We start from the raw sequence: 14,595 nt of genomic DNA, 5'->3' as shown, positions 1-14,595 counted from the left end.
GGGATGAGGACACGTGCCGAAGGAAAATTGCACATTTTCGCCGAGTGGCTTATTTCCAAGAGTGTGATCGGTTTGGCATATTCCCGGCCGACATCCGCCAGTCGGCAACTCCCCACACGGTGAGGAAGAGAAGCCTCACGCCTGCACTTTCTGCCGGAGCGCGCGTGCTGCAGCGACCATGTTAATGAGGGCAGGGCGGACCTCCTCCCATTTGCGTGTTTTGAGGCCACAGTCGGGGTTTATCCACAGTTGGCCATCGGACAGTCGCTCGCGGGCAAGCATGACTAAGTCCGAAATCTCGCCGACTTCCGGGACGCGTGGTGAGTGAATATCATAGACGCCGGGACCGATTTCGTTCGGATATTTGGAGCTCGTGAAGGCGTCCAACAGTTCCATCTTCGAGCGCGACGTCTCAATCGAAATGACATCCGCATCCATTCCAGCGATCGCGTGAATGATCTCGTTGAACTCCGAATAGCACATGTGGGTATGAATTTGAGTCGCGTCCTTTACACCCGTTGAAGCGATCCGGAAACATTCGACAGCCCAGTCGAGATAGACTTTCCAGTCAGATTGGCGCAGTGGCAATCCTTCGCGAAAGGCGGCCTCATCGATCTGGACCATCCTTGCGCCGGACCTTTCGAGATCCGTCACTTCGTCGCGGATGGCGAGCGCGATCTGGCGGCAGGCTTCGGAGCGGGGTACGTCGTCGCGAACAAAAGACCAGTTGAGAATGGTGACTGGGCCTGTGAGCATTCCCTTCACGGGCTTTTCCGTAAGCGACTGGGCGAATTGCCACCAGCGCACTGTCATCGGATTGCGCCTCGATACGTCGCCGAAAATGATGGGGGGACGCACGTAGCGCGACCCATAGCTTTGTACCCAGGCATGCTGGGTGAACGCGAAGCCGGACAACTGCTCGCCGAAATGCTGTACCATGTCGTTTCGCTCGAACTCACCGTGCACCAGCACGTCCAGCCCGATCTCTTCCTGCCAGCGAATTGCAGCCTCGATCTCCTTCTTCAGGAACGTCTCATAGTCGACATAGCTCAGCTGGCCCTTCGCATGAGCGGCCCGCGCCTTGCGTACCTGCGGCGTCTGCGGGAAGGACCCGATGGTCGTCGTCGGGAACGGCGGCAGCCCGAGTGAGCCGGCTTGGACTCTGGAGCGCTCGCCAAAAGCGCTCTCTCGTCGCTTCGCGCTGTCCTCAATGCTAGCGATCCGCCCCTGAACAAGCGGGTCATGGATCCTCGTGGATGTCACGCGCGTGGCGGCAGCCTCGGCAGACGCTTTCAACGCGCCTGCCACCGCATCCCTGCCTTGGGACAGGGCCCGGGCCAGCAAGACCAGCTCGTCGGTCTTCTGGGCCGCGAAGGCGAGCCACGACCTGATGTCGGCGTCGAGTTCCGTCTCCATGCGCAGATCAATCGGCACATGCAGCATCGAGCAAGAAGGCGCGATCTCGACGCGGTCCAAGGGCCAGCCGGCGACGATCGGTTTGATGCGGTCGAGAATGGCGGGCAGGTTCGCACGCCAGACGTTGCGGCCATCGATCAAGCCAAGCGAGAGCACCAGATCCTTCGGAGCGAGCCGACCCACCGTTTCCAGCTGCTCGGGAGCGCGCACGAGATCAATATGCAGCCCGGCCAGGGGCAGAGAAACCGCGGTTTCGAGATTGTCTCCCAGCGACCCGAAATACGTAGCCAGCATGATCTTCAGCTCGGGCGCGGCTTTCGACAGCTGGCCATAGGCGAATTCGAACGCAGCTCGTTCGTTCGGGTTCAGATCGAGGACAAGCGCTGGCTCATCGATCTGCACCCAGTCGGCTCCCGACAGCTTCAGCTTCTGCAGGACTTGCTCGTAAACGGGCAGCAGCCGCGGTAGGAGCGCGATGGGACCGAACCCCTCGGCAGGCGATTTCGCCAGCTTGAGGAAGGTGATGGGTCCAAGGATGACTGGGCGTGTGTGAATGCCGAGAGCTTTAGCCTCGAGGAAATAATCGACCGGCTTCGATGACGAGAGGGCGAACGTCTGATCATCATCGAGTTCCGGCACAATGTAGTGGTAGTTGGTGTCAAACCACTTGGTCATTTCCATCGCGGTTACACCAGGTCCATGAGCCTCCTCCTGGTGACCAGCGTGTCCACAATCCTCCGTCTGACCCTGGTTGCCGCGCGCCATTGCGAAGTAGATGTCAAGTGGGACCTCGCCGCTATTCCAGCCGTAACGGGATGGAACGGCCCCGACCATGGCTGCGGTGTCGAGCACATGGTCGTAAAGCGAGAAGTCGTTCGACGGGATTTTCGACACGCCGCGATCGCGCTGCTCTTCCCAGCTAGCGGCACGGAGCGCCTTCGACGTCGTGAGAAGGTCGCCAGCGGACGATGTTCCGGACCAGTAGCTTTCAAGCGCGAATTTCAGTTCTCGCCGACGACCGAAGCGCGGCACGCCGAGCGTTGCTACAGGAATTTCCTGAGAGTCAGTCATGTCATACCCCGATGGTTGGGGCGCCGATGACAAGGAAGGCGCTAGCAGGCCGGCACGAACGCCGGCTTGCAGCGGCCACCGAGACACCCCGCCCGTGGACGTAATTCGCCGTGGCAGGTCTCCTGGCTCGCGGGGTCATAGCCTCTACCCGTCTTCCTGAGGGTATTCGCCTCAGTGACATGAGTGGGGTTGGCTCGCCGCTAACAGTTGCGGGGGCAGCGCCGGCATTGCACCGGCTTCCCTCTTAGCTCCGCTGCGGCAGCGCCGCACGCGAGAACCACGACACGCAGACAATCACAGCAGTCCGCTCTTTTGTCAATGACGCATAACGAAATGTTTATGTCGTTATGTGATTTCGCTTTTACGCTTGTCTAACATTGTGAAATATTCAGTCGCCCATTGGCGGCGCTGCTCCGCTGCCACCATAGTCCAACTAATGGATCCCTGTCGGGCTGCGACATCCCTCGCAGGTCGCCGATGAAGGATTTCGGACAAGACTTCAAGCGCGTGACAACGTCATTAGAATGCAGAAGATCGCATTGGTGGCGATGTTTAACGATGCGGCCGCAAGCCGTGCGTGCGTGGTAGAAGCGGTTTTCTCGGAGTGAGCGCCAAACCGTGGTCCGAGGGGAATTGGCACGCCAGTCGTCATCACGGGTGACTAGGCAATCGTGATGACTCCGCTCGGCGGCAAGAGACCACACTGACGGAGCCTGGCTCAAGGGTCTGATGCAAAGCCCGACTGTGGTCCCGATAAGCCGCTTAAGCCGCATTCAGGCGGTCAGGATAAGTATCTCTCTCTCCAAGCGCTCGGCATTGAGGGATGCGCAAATGCAGGCAAAGCTCGCGTGCTTCATATTCTGCATCATACGATCGGCAGGACCCAGTTTTTATCCAGTGCACGCGTCAGCGCGGTGTGCAATTCTGGCTCGGTCCGATACGAAGGCATTTGGGCCTCGCTGATCCAGCCCAAGCCAACATAGTGGAAGTGATCCGCAGGGACCGTAACCCGGCTGCTGTCCAGTTGCCGAACGAAGTCCGCTGACCAATGGTGGATCGTATACGCTTCAAGTTTGTCCATCATCCTCCGCCAGCGTTGGATGCGTTCTTCGCGCGGCATGCTGGCCGCTCTTGAGATCGCGGTAGCTATCTCGTCGGAGAGCCTCGGATTTACCAGCAGGGCGTCCTCGCCGAAGTCTTCGGCCGCGCCGGCAAACTTCGATAACACCAGAACGCCAGGGTCGCTCGGATCTTGTGCAGCAATGTATTCTTTCGCCACAAGATTCATGCCATCGCGCAACGGCGTCACAACGCAAACACGCGCGGCTCTGTAAAGACCCGCTATCTCAGCTTGGGTGAACGACCTGTTCTCATAGATAATCGGCATCCACTCGTCCGTGCCATGCCGGTTGTTGACTTGATTGACGAGTCTTTCGACGTCGCGCCGATATTCGCTGTACGCTTGGATGTCGCCACGTGAGGGAGTTGCGATTTGCAAGAGCGAGACACGTTGCGGCTCGACTGCCAGCAGATCGAAAGCTTTAATCCGATTGTCGATGCCCTTGGTGTAGTCGAGCCGATCGACGCCGATAACTAGCTTTGCTCCGCCAAGTTTCAACTGCGAAATGTAGGCTTTCTGCGCCTCAAGCGAATCTGCGGCACACTGTTCGAATTGCTTCGGATCGATACCTATAGGAAAATTTTGGCATTGCGTCTGGCCATGGTCCGAGAAAACGACCCCGTTCTTGCTCTCCAGCCCCAAATGAGATTGGACACAGGCGAGGAAATTGCTCACATCACGGTCGGTCTGGAAACCGAGCAGATCATACTCGAGCATACATTTCATTAGCTCGCCAGAATTGGGCACGCGCTCCATCATGTCAGACTCGGGCCATGGCGTATGCAGGAAATGGCCGATCGGCCGGTCAATGCCGAGTCTGTGCAAATCAGCGCCGAGCGGCAGGAAATGGTAGTCATGAACCCAGTAGACTGCGTTATCTCCCAATTCGGACACCGCGCGCGCCATGAAGGCATTGACGTCGCGATAACTTTTATAATCCTCTTCCGAGCCTGAGATCCGGTCCGGCAGCGAGTGGAGCGCCGGCCACAATATTGAATTTGCAAAACCTTGATAGTACCGAGAATAGTCCGCTGCCGGCCCATCGAGCCACCCGATTTGACCTTTGCCACGCTGCACGAGGGGCACCTGTTGCTTATCCCCGTCGCCCAGATGCTCGGAAAAACCTACCCAGACCGCGCCGGAACGCTCCACGACGCACTCCAGGGCCGCCGAAAGCCCGCCTGTCTTGGGCTGATCAGAATTGACAGTCGCACCGCGGTTGGAAATTGCGATAAGACTCCTATGTGGCTGCTGGGCCGCCGTGTTGAAGCGCTGGTCTGCGGCTGAGACAACAGGACGGGACGGGCCAACTTCGGCTTGTTGTTCTCGCTCCTGTGGCAAGTCTCTCAGGGGTTGTTCAAAAGCGATTAGTTCGTGAACAGCCCCAGTTTGCCATGTGAGGTTCCGGCGCGGCGAGTTGGCGTTGTTCAATGCGTCCATTTCATGCCTCCGTTGAATATTTCCCCCAGATGGAGCAACTGGAATTCCAAATTGGCCCTGCTGACGAGAATCTGACGAGCGTCAGAGCAAATGGCGACCGATTGCCGCGTTTCGGCTTCGGCGCCCTCAAGAACCGGCTTATCGCGAAAATAGCTGGCGACCCGATCGAGCGGACCGTGCTTGCGGTAATTGTTGGATTGTTCGGATAAGAGATACACCCATGCCAGCACCTGTTGAAATGAACTGAAACTATGTCGCTGCAGCCAAGGCTGCCGGGCCCCGTGATGCGATCCTGCGTCTGCCGAAGAGTTTTGACACGGAGATCGGAGAGGGCGGGATAGTCCCTTTCCGCCCGTCAGGGCCGGTTTTTGAATCCCTTCCTCGTTGCCCTCGACGATCCCAAAATCGTGGAAGCCAGACCGCGATGTGAATACCAGCCAGGCGAGCACTTCCTGACATCCGCGAATGCCGGGCTCCACATCCGGCGCCTCGTCGAGATTGACGAAGATGAAGCCCTGCTGCCAATTCCGCTGGTCCCATACCAATGGCGAACCAGTCTGCCCGCATTCGGCATCGTGGGACGTGATCGCAAGTCAAGTGCTCCGACGGACGCCGCGAGTTCTCCGTTACCTCAGGAACCTTACTGGCCTTCCCCAAGCTGAGCTTCTGGAAAATGCCGGTGGCGATCTCGATGACGGTGAATGCCGTCAAGGCATGCCCGCCTTGCACCCCCTTCCAGCGAGCTTCACGGCAGCAGCATCGGTCAGTTCTCCGAAGCGAATGGCTGTCGTTATCAGCGAGCTTTGACACAGTTCCGCCACTGCGATGATCGCGTCGGTTGGGCAGCTGGTTAGTTGCCCGCGCATCTACAGCAACCCAGCCCGTTCCGCCTCGCGGCGCAAATTCTGCCTTGGCCTTGGGCCGATCTGCTGGATCACCAGGCCGGCCGCCAGCGAGCCAAGGTCGCCGCAGGTCTTGAGGTTGCGGCCCTGCGTGTAGCCATGCAGGAAACCGGCGGCGTAGAGATCGCCGGCGCCCGTCGTGTCGACCAGCTCCTTGATGGCGGTCGCCTCGATGACCACGGTCTCGTCGCCGCGCACGATCACTGAGCCTTTTTCCGAGCGTGTGACGGCGGCGATCTTGCAGTCCTTGCGGATCTGCGCCACCGCTTCGTCGAAGGACGAGGTCTGGTAGAGCGACTTGATCTCGTCGCTGTTGGCAAAGACGATGTCGACCGTGCCCGAGCGCATCAGATCGAGGAACTCGTCGCGGTAGCGGTCAACGCAAAACGAATCCGACAGTGTCATCGAGACTTCGCGCCCGGCCTCGTGCGCGAGCTTCGCCGTCTGCCGGATCGCCTCCTTGGCGCGCGGCGGGTCCCACAGATAGCCCTCGAAATAGGTGACCTTGGCGCCAGACGCCTTGTCGGCCTCGACATCCTCCGGCCCAAGCTCGACGCAGGCGCCGAGATAGGTGTTCATCGAGCGCTCGCCGTCCGGGGTGACGAAGATCATCGAGCGCGCCGTCGGCGGCTCGCCCTCGAGCGGCCTGGTGTCGAAGGCAACGCCCTGCGCATGGATGTCGTGCGCGTAGATTTCGCCGAGCGGATCGTTCGACACCTTGCCGAAGAACGCGGCGCGGCCGCCGAAGCTGGCGACGCCGGCCGCCGTGTTGCCGGCGCTGCCACCGGAGGCCTCGATCGCCGGCCCCATGTGGCTGTAGAGCAGCTCGGCGCGCTTGGTATCGATGAGGTTCATGGCACCCTTGATGATGCCGTTGGTCACCAGAAAAGCGTCGTCGCACTGGGCGATGATGTCGACAATGGCATTGCCGATGCAAAGCACGTCATAATCCGGCATCAATGTCTCCGCTTGGGCTTTCCGCTTGCCAATTCGCTCGCCGGCGGCTTCACGGGGCGGCTAGTCCTGCCTCGCGACGCAATTCGTCCGCCCTGTCTGTCTTCTCCCAGGTGAAATCAGGCTCTTCACGGCCGAAATGGCCATAGGTGGCTGTATTGCGGTATATAGGGCGCAAGAGATCAAGCATCTTGATAATGCCTTTCGGTCTGAGATCGAACAACTCAAGAATGAGGCGCTCGATCCTGCTTTCCTCAACCCTGGCTGTCCCGAACGTGTTGACCATGACGGAAACCGGACTGGCCACGCCGATTGCGTAAGCAAGCTGCACCTCGCACACGTCCGCAAGTCCGCTGGCGACGATGTTCTTTGCAACATAGCGGGCCGCATAGGCAGCTGAGCGGTCAACCTTGGACGGGTCCTTGCCCGAGAAGGCGCCGCCGCCATGACGACCCATCCCGCCATAGGAATCGACGATGATCTTGCGTCCCGTGAGACCGCAGTCGCCGCGCGGCCCGCCGACTACGAACCGCCCCGTCGGGTTGACCAGAATTCTGATGCCTTCCGTCTCCAGGTGGGTCGGCAGGACAGGCTTTATGATTTCCTCAATGACGCCCTCGCGGACAGTCTCTTGCGAGACCTGCTCGTCATGTTGCGTCGACACGACGATGGTATCCAGGGCGACCGGGCGCAACCCCTCATAGCGCACTGAGACTTGGGATTTCATGTCAGGACGCAACCAGCCAAGCTGTGCCTTCCGGACATACGCCTGCCGTTTCGTCAAGCGATGAGCGAGCTGGATCGGCAAAGGCATCAGGGTATCGGTTTCGCGGCATGCGTAGCCGAACATGAGGCCCTGATCTCCCGCTCCCTGCTGGAGGTCTTGCCCTCTTCCCTCGTCAACGCCTTGGCTGATGTCGGGCGACTGCTCGGTGAGGGCATGGACGACGGAGCAACGCCGGCCGTCGAAGCCGACGGCCTCGTCGTCGTACCCAATGTCGAGAATCGTATCGCGCGCAACTTGGCTGTAATCCACCTGGGCATCGCTGGTAATCTCGCCAGCCAGAACGACTATCCCTGATTTTACCAACGCTTCACAGGCGACGCGCGCCTTGGGATCTGTGCGGAGGATGGCGTCGAGGATGGCATCCGAGATGTTGTCGGCCAACTTATCCGGGTGCCCCGCGCCAACCGATTCGGAAGAGAACACGAACTGCCTAGCCATGAATACCTCGCTTCGGGTGTTGGATGTGGTATGGGCATTTTGCTTGGCCCACCTTACTTGTCGGAGATGCCCGGGACCTCGAACGCAGCGCACAAGTCGGCAACGTCTCTTCGCACGCAGGCATGGAGATCTTCGTCGTCTGGCCGCTGGAGGACGGAGTCAATGAAGCCAGCAATTTGCTGCATTTCCACATCGCGCATGCCCATTGACGTCACTGCTGGTGCCCCCAGGCGAATTCCGCTTGTGACCGCCGGATCCCGCGGGTCGCCAGGCACCATATTAAAGTTTGTGATGATTCCTGCCTTTGCTAGTCGCTCGGCATAGGCCTTGCCCGATAGTGGCCGATTGCGAAGATCAAGGATCAGCATGTGATTGTCCGTCCCCCCGGTCACCAGGTCATGACCTCGCTCAAGCAGTGCATGTGCCAGAGCCTTGGCGTTCTTGACCGTCTGTTGGCCGTAGCTTCGGAAGGACGGGTTCGCGGCTTCGTGCAAGGCAACCGCTAGCGCAGCGATGGCATTCATGTGAGGCCCGCCTTGCAGGTGAGGGAAGACCGCCCGGTCTATTCGTCTGGCGAGATTGTATTTGCTCTTTGTATGATACAGGGCCTGATAGCGATCTTCGTTCCTTGACAAAATGAAGCCACCGCGGGGACCGCGGATCGACTTGTGGGACGTGCTGCTGACCACGTCGCAATGGCCCACGGGATTCGGGTGCGCTCCCGCGGCAATCAGGCCGCTGATGTGCGCAATGTCGGCTACGAGATAGGAGTTCGCTTCCAGGGCAATTTCTGCCATTGCCGCGTAGTCAAAGACACGCGGGTAAGCAGTTCCGCCGACCCAAATGAGCCGCGGCCGTTCCCGCTTGGCTGTCTCGCGCAAGCGGTCATAGTCAATCTGCTGTGTCGTTTCATCCAACCCATAGGGCACGCGTTGATAGTCAGTACCGGAAAAGTTGATGGCCCAACCATGAGTCAGATGGCCCCCTTCCGGAAGGGGCAAGCCCATGACTTTGTCACCGGGACTCAAAAGCGCACGATAGACAGCCTGGTTGGCCGGCGAGCCGGAATAAGGCTGGACGTTGGCATGCTCGCTGCCAAATAGTGATTTCAGGCGCTCAATGGCTAGATTCTCAAGCTCATCAACGATCTCGTTTCCAGCGTAGTAGCGCGCACCGGGGTACCCCTCGGCGTACTTGTTCGTGAAAATCGAGCCGTTCGCTTCCAGCACGGCCGAGGACGCAAAGTTCTCTGAGGCGATGAGCTTGAGGGTCGTCCGCTCCTGCCGCTCCTGTCTCAGAAGCAGCTCGTGAACGCGGCAATCAACCGCGGCCAAGGAAGACCGCCCGTGGGTGTCGGGCTGTGCGATCGCACCGTCTGCGGAGTTGTCCATGGTAGCTTCGCGCTCCAATTGGATTGACCTATTTCACGATCAAGCACGCGGTCCCCTTCGGCCGCGTGTCTCGTACCGCTTCGAGCCGTTGCAGGTCCTGTTTATGATAGCCGTCGCGATGGGGCAGGAGATCGACCAATAATTGAACCAGCCCGCCGTCGTTGGATCCTGCGTTGAGATGGTACGAGCGCCACGGAGGCTGTTCGTTGCAGCAGAGAAAGTCGGCTCTGGCGAGCAGCCGGACGTGTCGCGCAACCCGCTCTCGACACACGCCCAGAATCTCCGCTAGCTCGCAGACAGTTAGGTCCGCATGCGCACAAAGGCCCAGGATTCGAAGGCGGTCAGGATGCGCTGCCATGCGTAGGCGACTAACCAGTGTCATCATGGCTCAGGACCAAGTCCTGCCGAATTTCTCATTTCGCGTTCTCCACAGAAGTTGCAGATTTCGAAGGATGTCCAACGAGCGGGCAAATCTCGGTGGCCGTGACGACCGTCGATATCCTGTGTCGAACAAACAAATGTGCGCTCTTCTTGCCTTTAGCCGAAATTGCAGGCAGGTCGGCGAGTCGAAGACAAGCGGGGCCACGGTTTGGAACCACTGACCTCAGACGTTGCAATAAGCCTACCATTCACAGCGAGCCGGAGTTGCTAAGAGTCTATGAATTTCCTTGAAGGATCTGTTGCAACGTTTGCCCAGCCGGGCCTGCTCCCGGTTTGCAGCGGTCATGGTCAGGCGATCCATCGCCTCTGCGAGCACGATCAGGAATTTGCCCTGCATCGCATCGCTGATCAGCTCCTGAAGGCCGGGACGCAACAGCGACGCGCCGCAGATCGCGCGGTGGGTATTGCTGTGGACGACTGTCCAGCCTTGCTTTTTCAGCACGCAAGCAGCAGAGCCGCAACTGATCCTCGATCGAGGCGTCTCGGTGATTGTCAGTTGAGTAGCGAGCGCCAAGCGCGACCTTCATGAGGCGGCCCCTTACTCCGGACGCGGTCTCGCGTTTGGCTATCCGTTTCGGCTTGAACGAAATCCCGTGCGGCCTGTGGCGCCAGCAGCCGGACCAGATTGACGAAGCGTCGATCGGGCTTCGGCGACGCAGGCACAGCCCTTCGCGGCCGCGCCTGCGACCACACGAAGCTATTCGGCTGTTGCACGTTTCGGTCGCGCTATGATCGCGTTCCTGTCCTGACGCGAAATACTCCGTTTCGCGACAATGATGCCAATCACAGTGCTTCGACAAGATGGAAATTGTTTTTGATCAATAACGCGCCTCGCGCAGGAGCCAGTGCTGGCCGATGACGGGGCACCTTGTGCTCCGAAGAAGCCAAGGCTATATATCCGGATAGAGAACCGGAGGCACGCGATGGGCAACACTGCACAGAAGAGAGCCATCGAGAATTATCGCTCTCGCCTGGCTGAGCGCGGCATCGCGCGGTTCGAGATCCAGGCGTTCGACGCAGACCGCGATCTACTGCGAACTCTTGCCCGAAAATTAACGGAGAGCGGGCCGGATGCCCGACAGCTTCGTCGGACCATACAGCAAGCCGTGGCGGGTGAGCCACCGAAAGCGGGCAGCATTCTCGCCTCGTTGCGTCGCTCGCCTCTGGTTGGCTCCAATCTCGACCTCAGCCGGCCGCGCGAAGAGGGGCGCAAGATCGACCTGTGACGCGCTACCTTCTTGATACCAATATCATCAGCAACGTCATAAAGCCGGAGCCTTCGGGCTCGTTGCTGGCCTGGATGGGCGCGCAGAAGGACGAAGACCTCTTCATTGCTTCGCTTACTGTCGCCGAAATTCGCAGAGGCATCCTAGAGAAGCCGAAGGGGAAAAAGCGCAGCAGCCTCGAAACTTGGTTCGAGGGCTCCGAAGGCCCGCAAGCGCTGTTCGCTGGCCGCGTGCTATCGTTCGACGAGAAAGCTGGCCTCGTGTGGGCGCGGCTGATGGCCAACGGCAAAGCCAGAGGCCGTTCGCGGAGCGCCCTAGACACAATCATTGCCGCTGTAGCCGAAGCCAACGAGTGTGTCGTAGTGACCGACAATGAAAAGGACTTCGAGGACGTTCAGATCATCAACCCGCTCCGTAGCTCTGGAAGCCAAGCGGGTGATGATAGCTCCAACAGTCCGGCCGATTCAATTTGAGGATTTCAACGGCACAAAGTCCGAACGTCTCGAGTTCCGCTTTAATGCCATCCCGGTTCATCTAGTCAGCTCGATCTACCAACAGCTCGCACGCACGAGCGGCGCGGACAAGGCGCGATCGCAGGGACTGCGCGATACGCGCGTCGAGCTCGTCCATCTTACACTCGCTCTCGTCTTCGAACGCCTCTCGCCAAACGCCACTGTAGTCGATCCCGCGTGCGGCTCGGGGGGCCTTCTCATCGAGGCTTTCTCGGGACTGGTCTGGCGCGTTACCAATGGCAAGTTCGCCCGCCGGGAACTCGTCGGTCTGTACTCCCAGCTCTGGGCGTCCACATCAACTGCGGAGCTCTTGGCATCGCCGTGTTCTGCCTTTAGCTGGCAGCTCTCGAGCTCGACGAGCAGCCGATCAGCGACATCCGCGACCTCAAGTTCGACCCGGTTGACTCGATAACACCCTATTGGCAGATTCAGTCGGGGAGGATCTGCCCACTCCGATCACAAGCCGATCTTTCGACGCCGTGGTCGGGAATTCTCCATGGACCTTCATGAAGAAGGAATGCAGCGCCGAAAGCCGAAGCGCTTCCGATACATCGACGCCCCTTCCGAGACGGAGCCCCGATTAGGCATTCCTGCCACTCTATCTAGCCGACCCCCGTGGCCGCGTTGCCGATCGGTGCGCACTGGTCGCCTACATCGCCCCGGCACGTGAAGATCGTCTCCGCTGACGCTCGTTGAGCAATTCAGGCCGCCTCCGGCTGGGGTTTTATCAGCGTCAGCGTCAACCAGCGCGCGGTCAGCGCCGGCTTTTTCGAGCCCTCGATCTCAATCGTCACGCCCAGCGCCGTCTGCACCCAGCCCGACGGCCTGACCTTGACGTCGGCCAGTACGAAACGGGTGCGGATGCGCGATCCGGTTTTCGCCGGCGCCAGGAAGCGCAGCGATTCGAAGCCATAGTTGACACCCATCTTGCAGTTTTCGAGCGGCCGCATGGTCTCGAAAGTCATCGCCGACAAAAGCGAAAGCGACAGGAAGCCATGTGCGATGGTGCCGCCGAACGGCGTCTCGCGCTTGGCGCGCTCCGGATCGCAGTGGATGAACTGGTGGTCATCGGTGGACTCGGCGAACTGGTCGATCATCCGCTGCGAGACCACCCGCCACGGCGACACGCCGACTTCCTTGCCGACGCTGGCCAGAAGTTCGTCGAGACTGATCGGTTCCACGCTAATGTCCTCCATTTCAACCGTCCGAAGCGCGAGCGGCTTCATTCCGTGAACAGTGTCACCCCATGCTGCACCGACTGCCGGCCATCCATCGGCAGGATGGCTTCGGTGAGATGACTGCCGTCACGGCTGCACGAATAGAACGTTCCGCCGGCAATCTCATTCGGCGCACCGATGCGGCCGATCCGAACATGGCCGCAGACGGGCTGGCTTCTACCTCGGTCACGGTGCGCGTCCTGCAGGCCACTGAAAACAGCTCGTCTTGCTACCGGTGATCATTCCGCCGGCGCCGCTATGCGGTATTGTCGCAGATTGATAAAATCAATTGTCTGGATAGGAACCATCCGTGTCTCGAATTTGGAGGAGTCCAGCAGACGGCGTGGCTTGTGGTCCTTGTTGAAGCGCGCCGACCTCATTGGCCGCTAGCTCTGAGCCGGCAAGAAGCGCCAGTTCAATGACATTGGGTGTCGACACGGCAAAGCGGCATCAGATGCTAATTTATTATGCGGAATAGCGCTTGCTTCAAGAAGCGCTCGGCCTGACGTGGAAGCAGCACTGGATCTGGATTGTCGGTATGCGCGGATATTCGCGCAGCACAGCGGCAACCGCAGCGACGATCGATCTCAGCCGTTGCGAGCATGCCGATGTTGGTGGCGGCCACTCTGTTAGGCTGAAGCGTAGCGCGCATCTGATCCGCCACCAGACCGGGTTGCGTAACTTGGATTTCCAAGGCGTCTTCATGGGTTTGCACCGTCAGCGCGCTGACAGCAAGGCAGGTGCGCACGCCAAGGCAGCGATCGTCTCGATCTCGCGGGCAATTCCAGCCCCACCGCGGGAATCTGACCCGGCAACGACGAGCAGATGCGGTTCTCGCCCCAGCGCCATTGCTCTGTCTTTCGATCCATTCTCGCGTGCGCGCTTCTGGGGCGTCGTTCAGCGCAAAGTCGGTGACCACGGCTGCGCTTTCCGCGCCAGCCTCGAAAAACGCCTTCGAGCCGGTCAGGTTGAGGCCGCCGATGGAGACCAATGGGATCGGCGCGACCTGGTGCTTCCACTCGCTGATCCGCTCGAGCCCTTGCGACGCCCATTCATCTTCTTGAGGCTAGTTGGATAGACCGGGCCGAGCGCCACATACTCCGGCTCGGCCACTGGCGCAGTTCGGTGTGATCGTGGATCGAAAGGCCGAGCTTCAATCCGGCGTATTTCATCGTCAGCATCGGCGGCAGCCAAATCCTTTTGACCAAGATGGACGAGTCGCAGCCTTCCTCGATTGCCGTGCGCCAATAGTCGTTGACGCTCACTTGGCAACCATGGACCGCGCAGGCGTCGTTCGCGCAGCGGATTTCCGTCAGTCCTTTCTCGTCCATATCCTTTATCCGGAGCTGCACCAGACTCACGCCGAGCGGCACCAGCCGGTCAATCCCGCCGGCACGTCCACGACTTCATGAGAAGACGGCCCTGCCGATCGTCGGTGGGTAGCGCGGTTCGAGCATTCCCGAGCTGAAAGCTTCACGACCGGCATCGACCGCTTTGCCGAACGCACGCGCCATGCCGACCGGATCGGCCGCCCTCGGGACCGCCGTGTTCAGGAGCACGGCGTCAAACCTGAGCTCCATGACGGTCGCCGCGTACGACGGCCGTCCGAGCCGTGGATCCACAATCAACGGAATGTAGGGGAAATGTCCGCGCATCAACTGGACCTCGGAGCTCAACGCT

The 14,595-nt window shown here is 59.8% G+C and carries 15 protein-coding genes, 1 pseudogene and 1 riboswitch; of the genes and pseudogenes, 4 read left to right on the top strand and 12 right to left on the bottom strand.

The annotated features are described in order from the left end of the window. Positions 1 to 135: 135 nt before the first annotated feature. From metE to NKJ76_RS27525, 8 genes are all read right to left on the bottom strand, one after another. Positions 136 to 2,487, bottom strand: coding sequence for a 5-methyltetrahydropteroyltriglutamate--homocysteine S-methyltransferase (gene metE, locus NKJ76_RS27560; protein WP_352538837.1), 2,352 nt, complete (start codon positions 2,485 to 2,487; stop codon positions 136 to 138). Positions 2,488 to 2,582: 95 nt separating this feature from the next. Continuing rightward, positions 2,583 to 2,784: riboswitch (cobalamin riboswitch) on the bottom strand. 568 nt (positions 2,785 to 3,352) lie between these two features. Then, positions 3,353 to 5,047: an alpha,alpha-trehalose-phosphate synthase (UDP-forming) gene (locus tag NKJ76_RS27555; RefSeq protein ID WP_352538836.1), complete on the bottom strand. Its 1,695-nt coding sequence runs from the start codon at positions 5,045 to 5,047 to the stop codon at positions 3,353 to 3,355. After that, positions 5,035 to 5,592: a hypothetical protein gene (locus NKJ76_RS27550; protein WP_352538835.1), complete on the bottom strand. Its 558-nt coding sequence runs from the start codon at positions 5,590 to 5,592 to the stop codon at positions 5,035 to 5,037. The genes NKJ76_RS27555 and NKJ76_RS27550 overlap by 13 nt, the downstream gene beginning before the upstream one ends. 321 nt (positions 5,593 to 5,913) lie before the next feature. Next, complete coding sequence (locus NKJ76_RS27545; protein ID WP_352538834.1) at positions 5,914 to 6,906, bottom strand: adenosine kinase; 993 nt, start codon at positions 6,904 to 6,906, stop codon at positions 5,914 to 5,916. A 49-nt stretch (positions 6,907 to 6,955) separates the two neighbouring features. Beyond that, a complete protein-coding gene (metK, locus tag NKJ76_RS27540; RefSeq protein ID WP_023812683.1) occupies positions 6,956 to 8,128 on the bottom strand; it encodes a methionine adenosyltransferase in 1,173 nt (390 codons plus the stop codon). A 53-nt stretch (positions 8,129 to 8,181) separates the two neighbouring features. Next, positions 8,182 to 9,519 (bottom strand): serine hydroxymethyltransferase, encoded by a 1,338-nt coding sequence (glyA, locus tag NKJ76_RS27535; RefSeq protein ID WP_352538833.1) that lies wholly within the window; start codon positions 9,517 to 9,519, stop codon positions 8,182 to 8,184. A gap of 28 nt (positions 9,520 to 9,547) precedes the next feature. After that, positions 9,548 to 9,877: an ArsR/SmtB family transcription factor gene (locus NKJ76_RS27530; RefSeq protein WP_245260337.1), complete on the bottom strand. Its 330-nt coding sequence runs from the start codon at positions 9,875 to 9,877 to the stop codon at positions 9,548 to 9,550. Between the two features lie 264 nt (positions 9,878 to 10,141). Next, a complete protein-coding gene (locus tag NKJ76_RS27525) occupies positions 10,142 to 10,474 on the bottom strand; it encodes a recombinase family protein (RefSeq protein ID WP_352538832.1) in 333 nt (110 codons plus the stop codon). Positions 10,475 to 10,883: 409 nt separating this feature from the next. Here NKJ76_RS27525 and NKJ76_RS27520 point away from each other — a divergent pair, with 409 nt between their 5' ends. Genes NKJ76_RS27520 through NKJ76_RS27510 form a run of 3 tightly spaced genes read left to right on the top strand, consistent with a single transcriptional unit; the run spans position 10,884 to position 12,110 of the window. Next, positions 10,884 to 11,186 carry a hypothetical protein gene (locus tag NKJ76_RS27520; RefSeq protein ID WP_352538831.1) on the top strand — a complete coding sequence of 101 codons (303 nt, stop codon included), beginning with the start codon at positions 10,884 to 10,886 and terminating at the stop codon, positions 11,184 to 11,186. Next, positions 11,183 to 11,659 (top strand): type II toxin-antitoxin system VapC family toxin, encoded by a 477-nt coding sequence (locus NKJ76_RS27515; RefSeq protein ID WP_352538830.1) that lies wholly within the window; start codon positions 11,183 to 11,185, stop codon positions 11,657 to 11,659. Before NKJ76_RS27520 ends, NKJ76_RS27515 begins: the two co-directional genes overlap by 4 nt. Next, the gene (locus NKJ76_RS27510) at positions 11,559 to 12,110 is read left to right on the top strand and encodes an N-6 DNA methylase (RefSeq protein ID WP_352538829.1); all 552 of its coding nucleotides are present in this window, start codon (positions 11,559 to 11,561) and stop codon (positions 12,108 to 12,110) included. Before NKJ76_RS27515 ends, NKJ76_RS27510 begins: the two co-directional genes overlap by 101 nt. A gap of 289 nt (positions 12,111 to 12,399) precedes the next feature. Here the strand turns inward: NKJ76_RS27510 and NKJ76_RS27505 are convergent, their stop codons facing one another. Then, on the bottom strand, positions 12,400 to 12,894 hold the full coding sequence (locus NKJ76_RS27505; protein ID WP_352538828.1) for a MaoC family dehydratase: 495 nt from the start codon (positions 12,892 to 12,894) through the stop codon (positions 12,400 to 12,402). Between the two features lie 50 nt (positions 12,895 to 12,944). Here NKJ76_RS27505 and NKJ76_RS27500 point away from each other — a divergent pair, with 50 nt between their 5' ends. Then, a complete protein-coding gene (locus NKJ76_RS27500; protein WP_352538827.1) occupies positions 12,945 to 13,154 on the top strand; it encodes a hypothetical protein in 210 nt (69 codons plus the stop codon). A gap of 218 nt (positions 13,155 to 13,372) precedes the next feature. On the opposite strand, the gene NKJ76_RS27495 is transcribed toward NKJ76_RS27500, so the two are convergent. From NKJ76_RS27495 to NKJ76_RS27485, 3 genes and pseudogenes are all read right to left on the bottom strand, one after another. Then, positions 13,373 to 13,630 (bottom strand): carbohydrate kinase family protein, encoded by a 258-nt coding sequence (locus NKJ76_RS27495; RefSeq protein WP_352538850.1) that lies wholly within the window; start codon positions 13,628 to 13,630, stop codon positions 13,373 to 13,375. 337 nt (positions 13,631 to 13,967) lie between these two features. Then, positions 13,968 to 14,246, bottom strand: coding sequence for a beta/alpha barrel domain-containing protein (locus NKJ76_RS27490; RefSeq protein ID WP_352538826.1), 279 nt, complete (start codon positions 14,244 to 14,246; stop codon positions 13,968 to 13,970). A 75-nt stretch (positions 14,247 to 14,321) separates the two neighbouring features. Beyond that, positions 14,322 to 14,585 (bottom strand): annotated as a pseudogene (locus tag NKJ76_RS27485) (thiazole synthase); the annotation flags it as partial. Positions 14,586 to 14,595 lie beyond the last annotated feature (10 nt).

The sequence above is a fragment of the Mesorhizobium sp. M0029 genome (assembly GCF_040323735.1).
In the GTDB taxonomy this organism is placed as follows: domain Bacteria; phylum Pseudomonadota; class Alphaproteobacteria; order Rhizobiales; family Rhizobiaceae; genus Mesorhizobium.
The sequence above is the reverse complement of the archived record's forward strand: the minus strand, read 5'-3'. Positions and strand labels throughout refer to the sequence as shown.

Bases quoted from the DNA above. Each gene is read 5' to 3' on its own strand.
- metE (WP_352538837.1), bottom strand. From the start codon at position 2,487: ATGACTGACTCTCAGGAAATTCCTGTAGCAACGCTCGGCGTGCCGCGC.
- NKJ76_RS27555 (WP_352538836.1), bottom strand. From the start codon at position 5,047: ATGGACGCATTGAACAACGCCAACTCGCCGCGCCGGAACCTCACATGG.
- NKJ76_RS27545 (WP_352538834.1), bottom strand. From the start codon at position 6,906: ATGCCGGATTATGACGTGCTTTGCATCGGCAATGCCATTGTCGACATC.
- metK (WP_023812683.1), bottom strand. From the start codon at position 8,128: ATGGCTAGGCAGTTCGTGTTCTCTTCCGAATCGGTTGGCGCGGGGCAC.
- glyA (WP_352538833.1), bottom strand. From the start codon at position 9,519: ATGGACAACTCCGCAGACGGTGCGATCGCACAGCCCGACACCCACGGG.
- NKJ76_RS27530 (WP_245260337.1), bottom strand. From the start codon at position 9,877: ATGGCAGCGCATCCTGACCGCCTTCGAATCCTGGGCCTTTGTGCGCAT.
- NKJ76_RS27520 (WP_352538831.1), top strand. From the start codon at position 10,884: ATGGGCAACACTGCACAGAAGAGAGCCATCGAGAATTATCGCTCTCGC.
- NKJ76_RS27510 (WP_352538829.1), top strand. From the start codon at position 11,559: ATGAAAAGGACTTCGAGGACGTTCAGATCATCAACCCGCTCCGTAGCT.
- NKJ76_RS27505 (WP_352538828.1), bottom strand. From the start codon at position 12,894: ATGGAGGACATTAGCGTGGAACCGATCAGTCTCGACGAACTTCTGGCC.
- NKJ76_RS27500 (WP_352538827.1), top strand. From the start codon at position 12,945: ATGCTGCACCGACTGCCGGCCATCCATCGGCAGGATGGCTTCGGTGAG.
- NKJ76_RS27490 (WP_352538826.1), bottom strand. From the start codon at position 14,246: ATGGACGAGAAAGGACTGACGGAAATCCGCTGCGCGAACGACGCCTGC.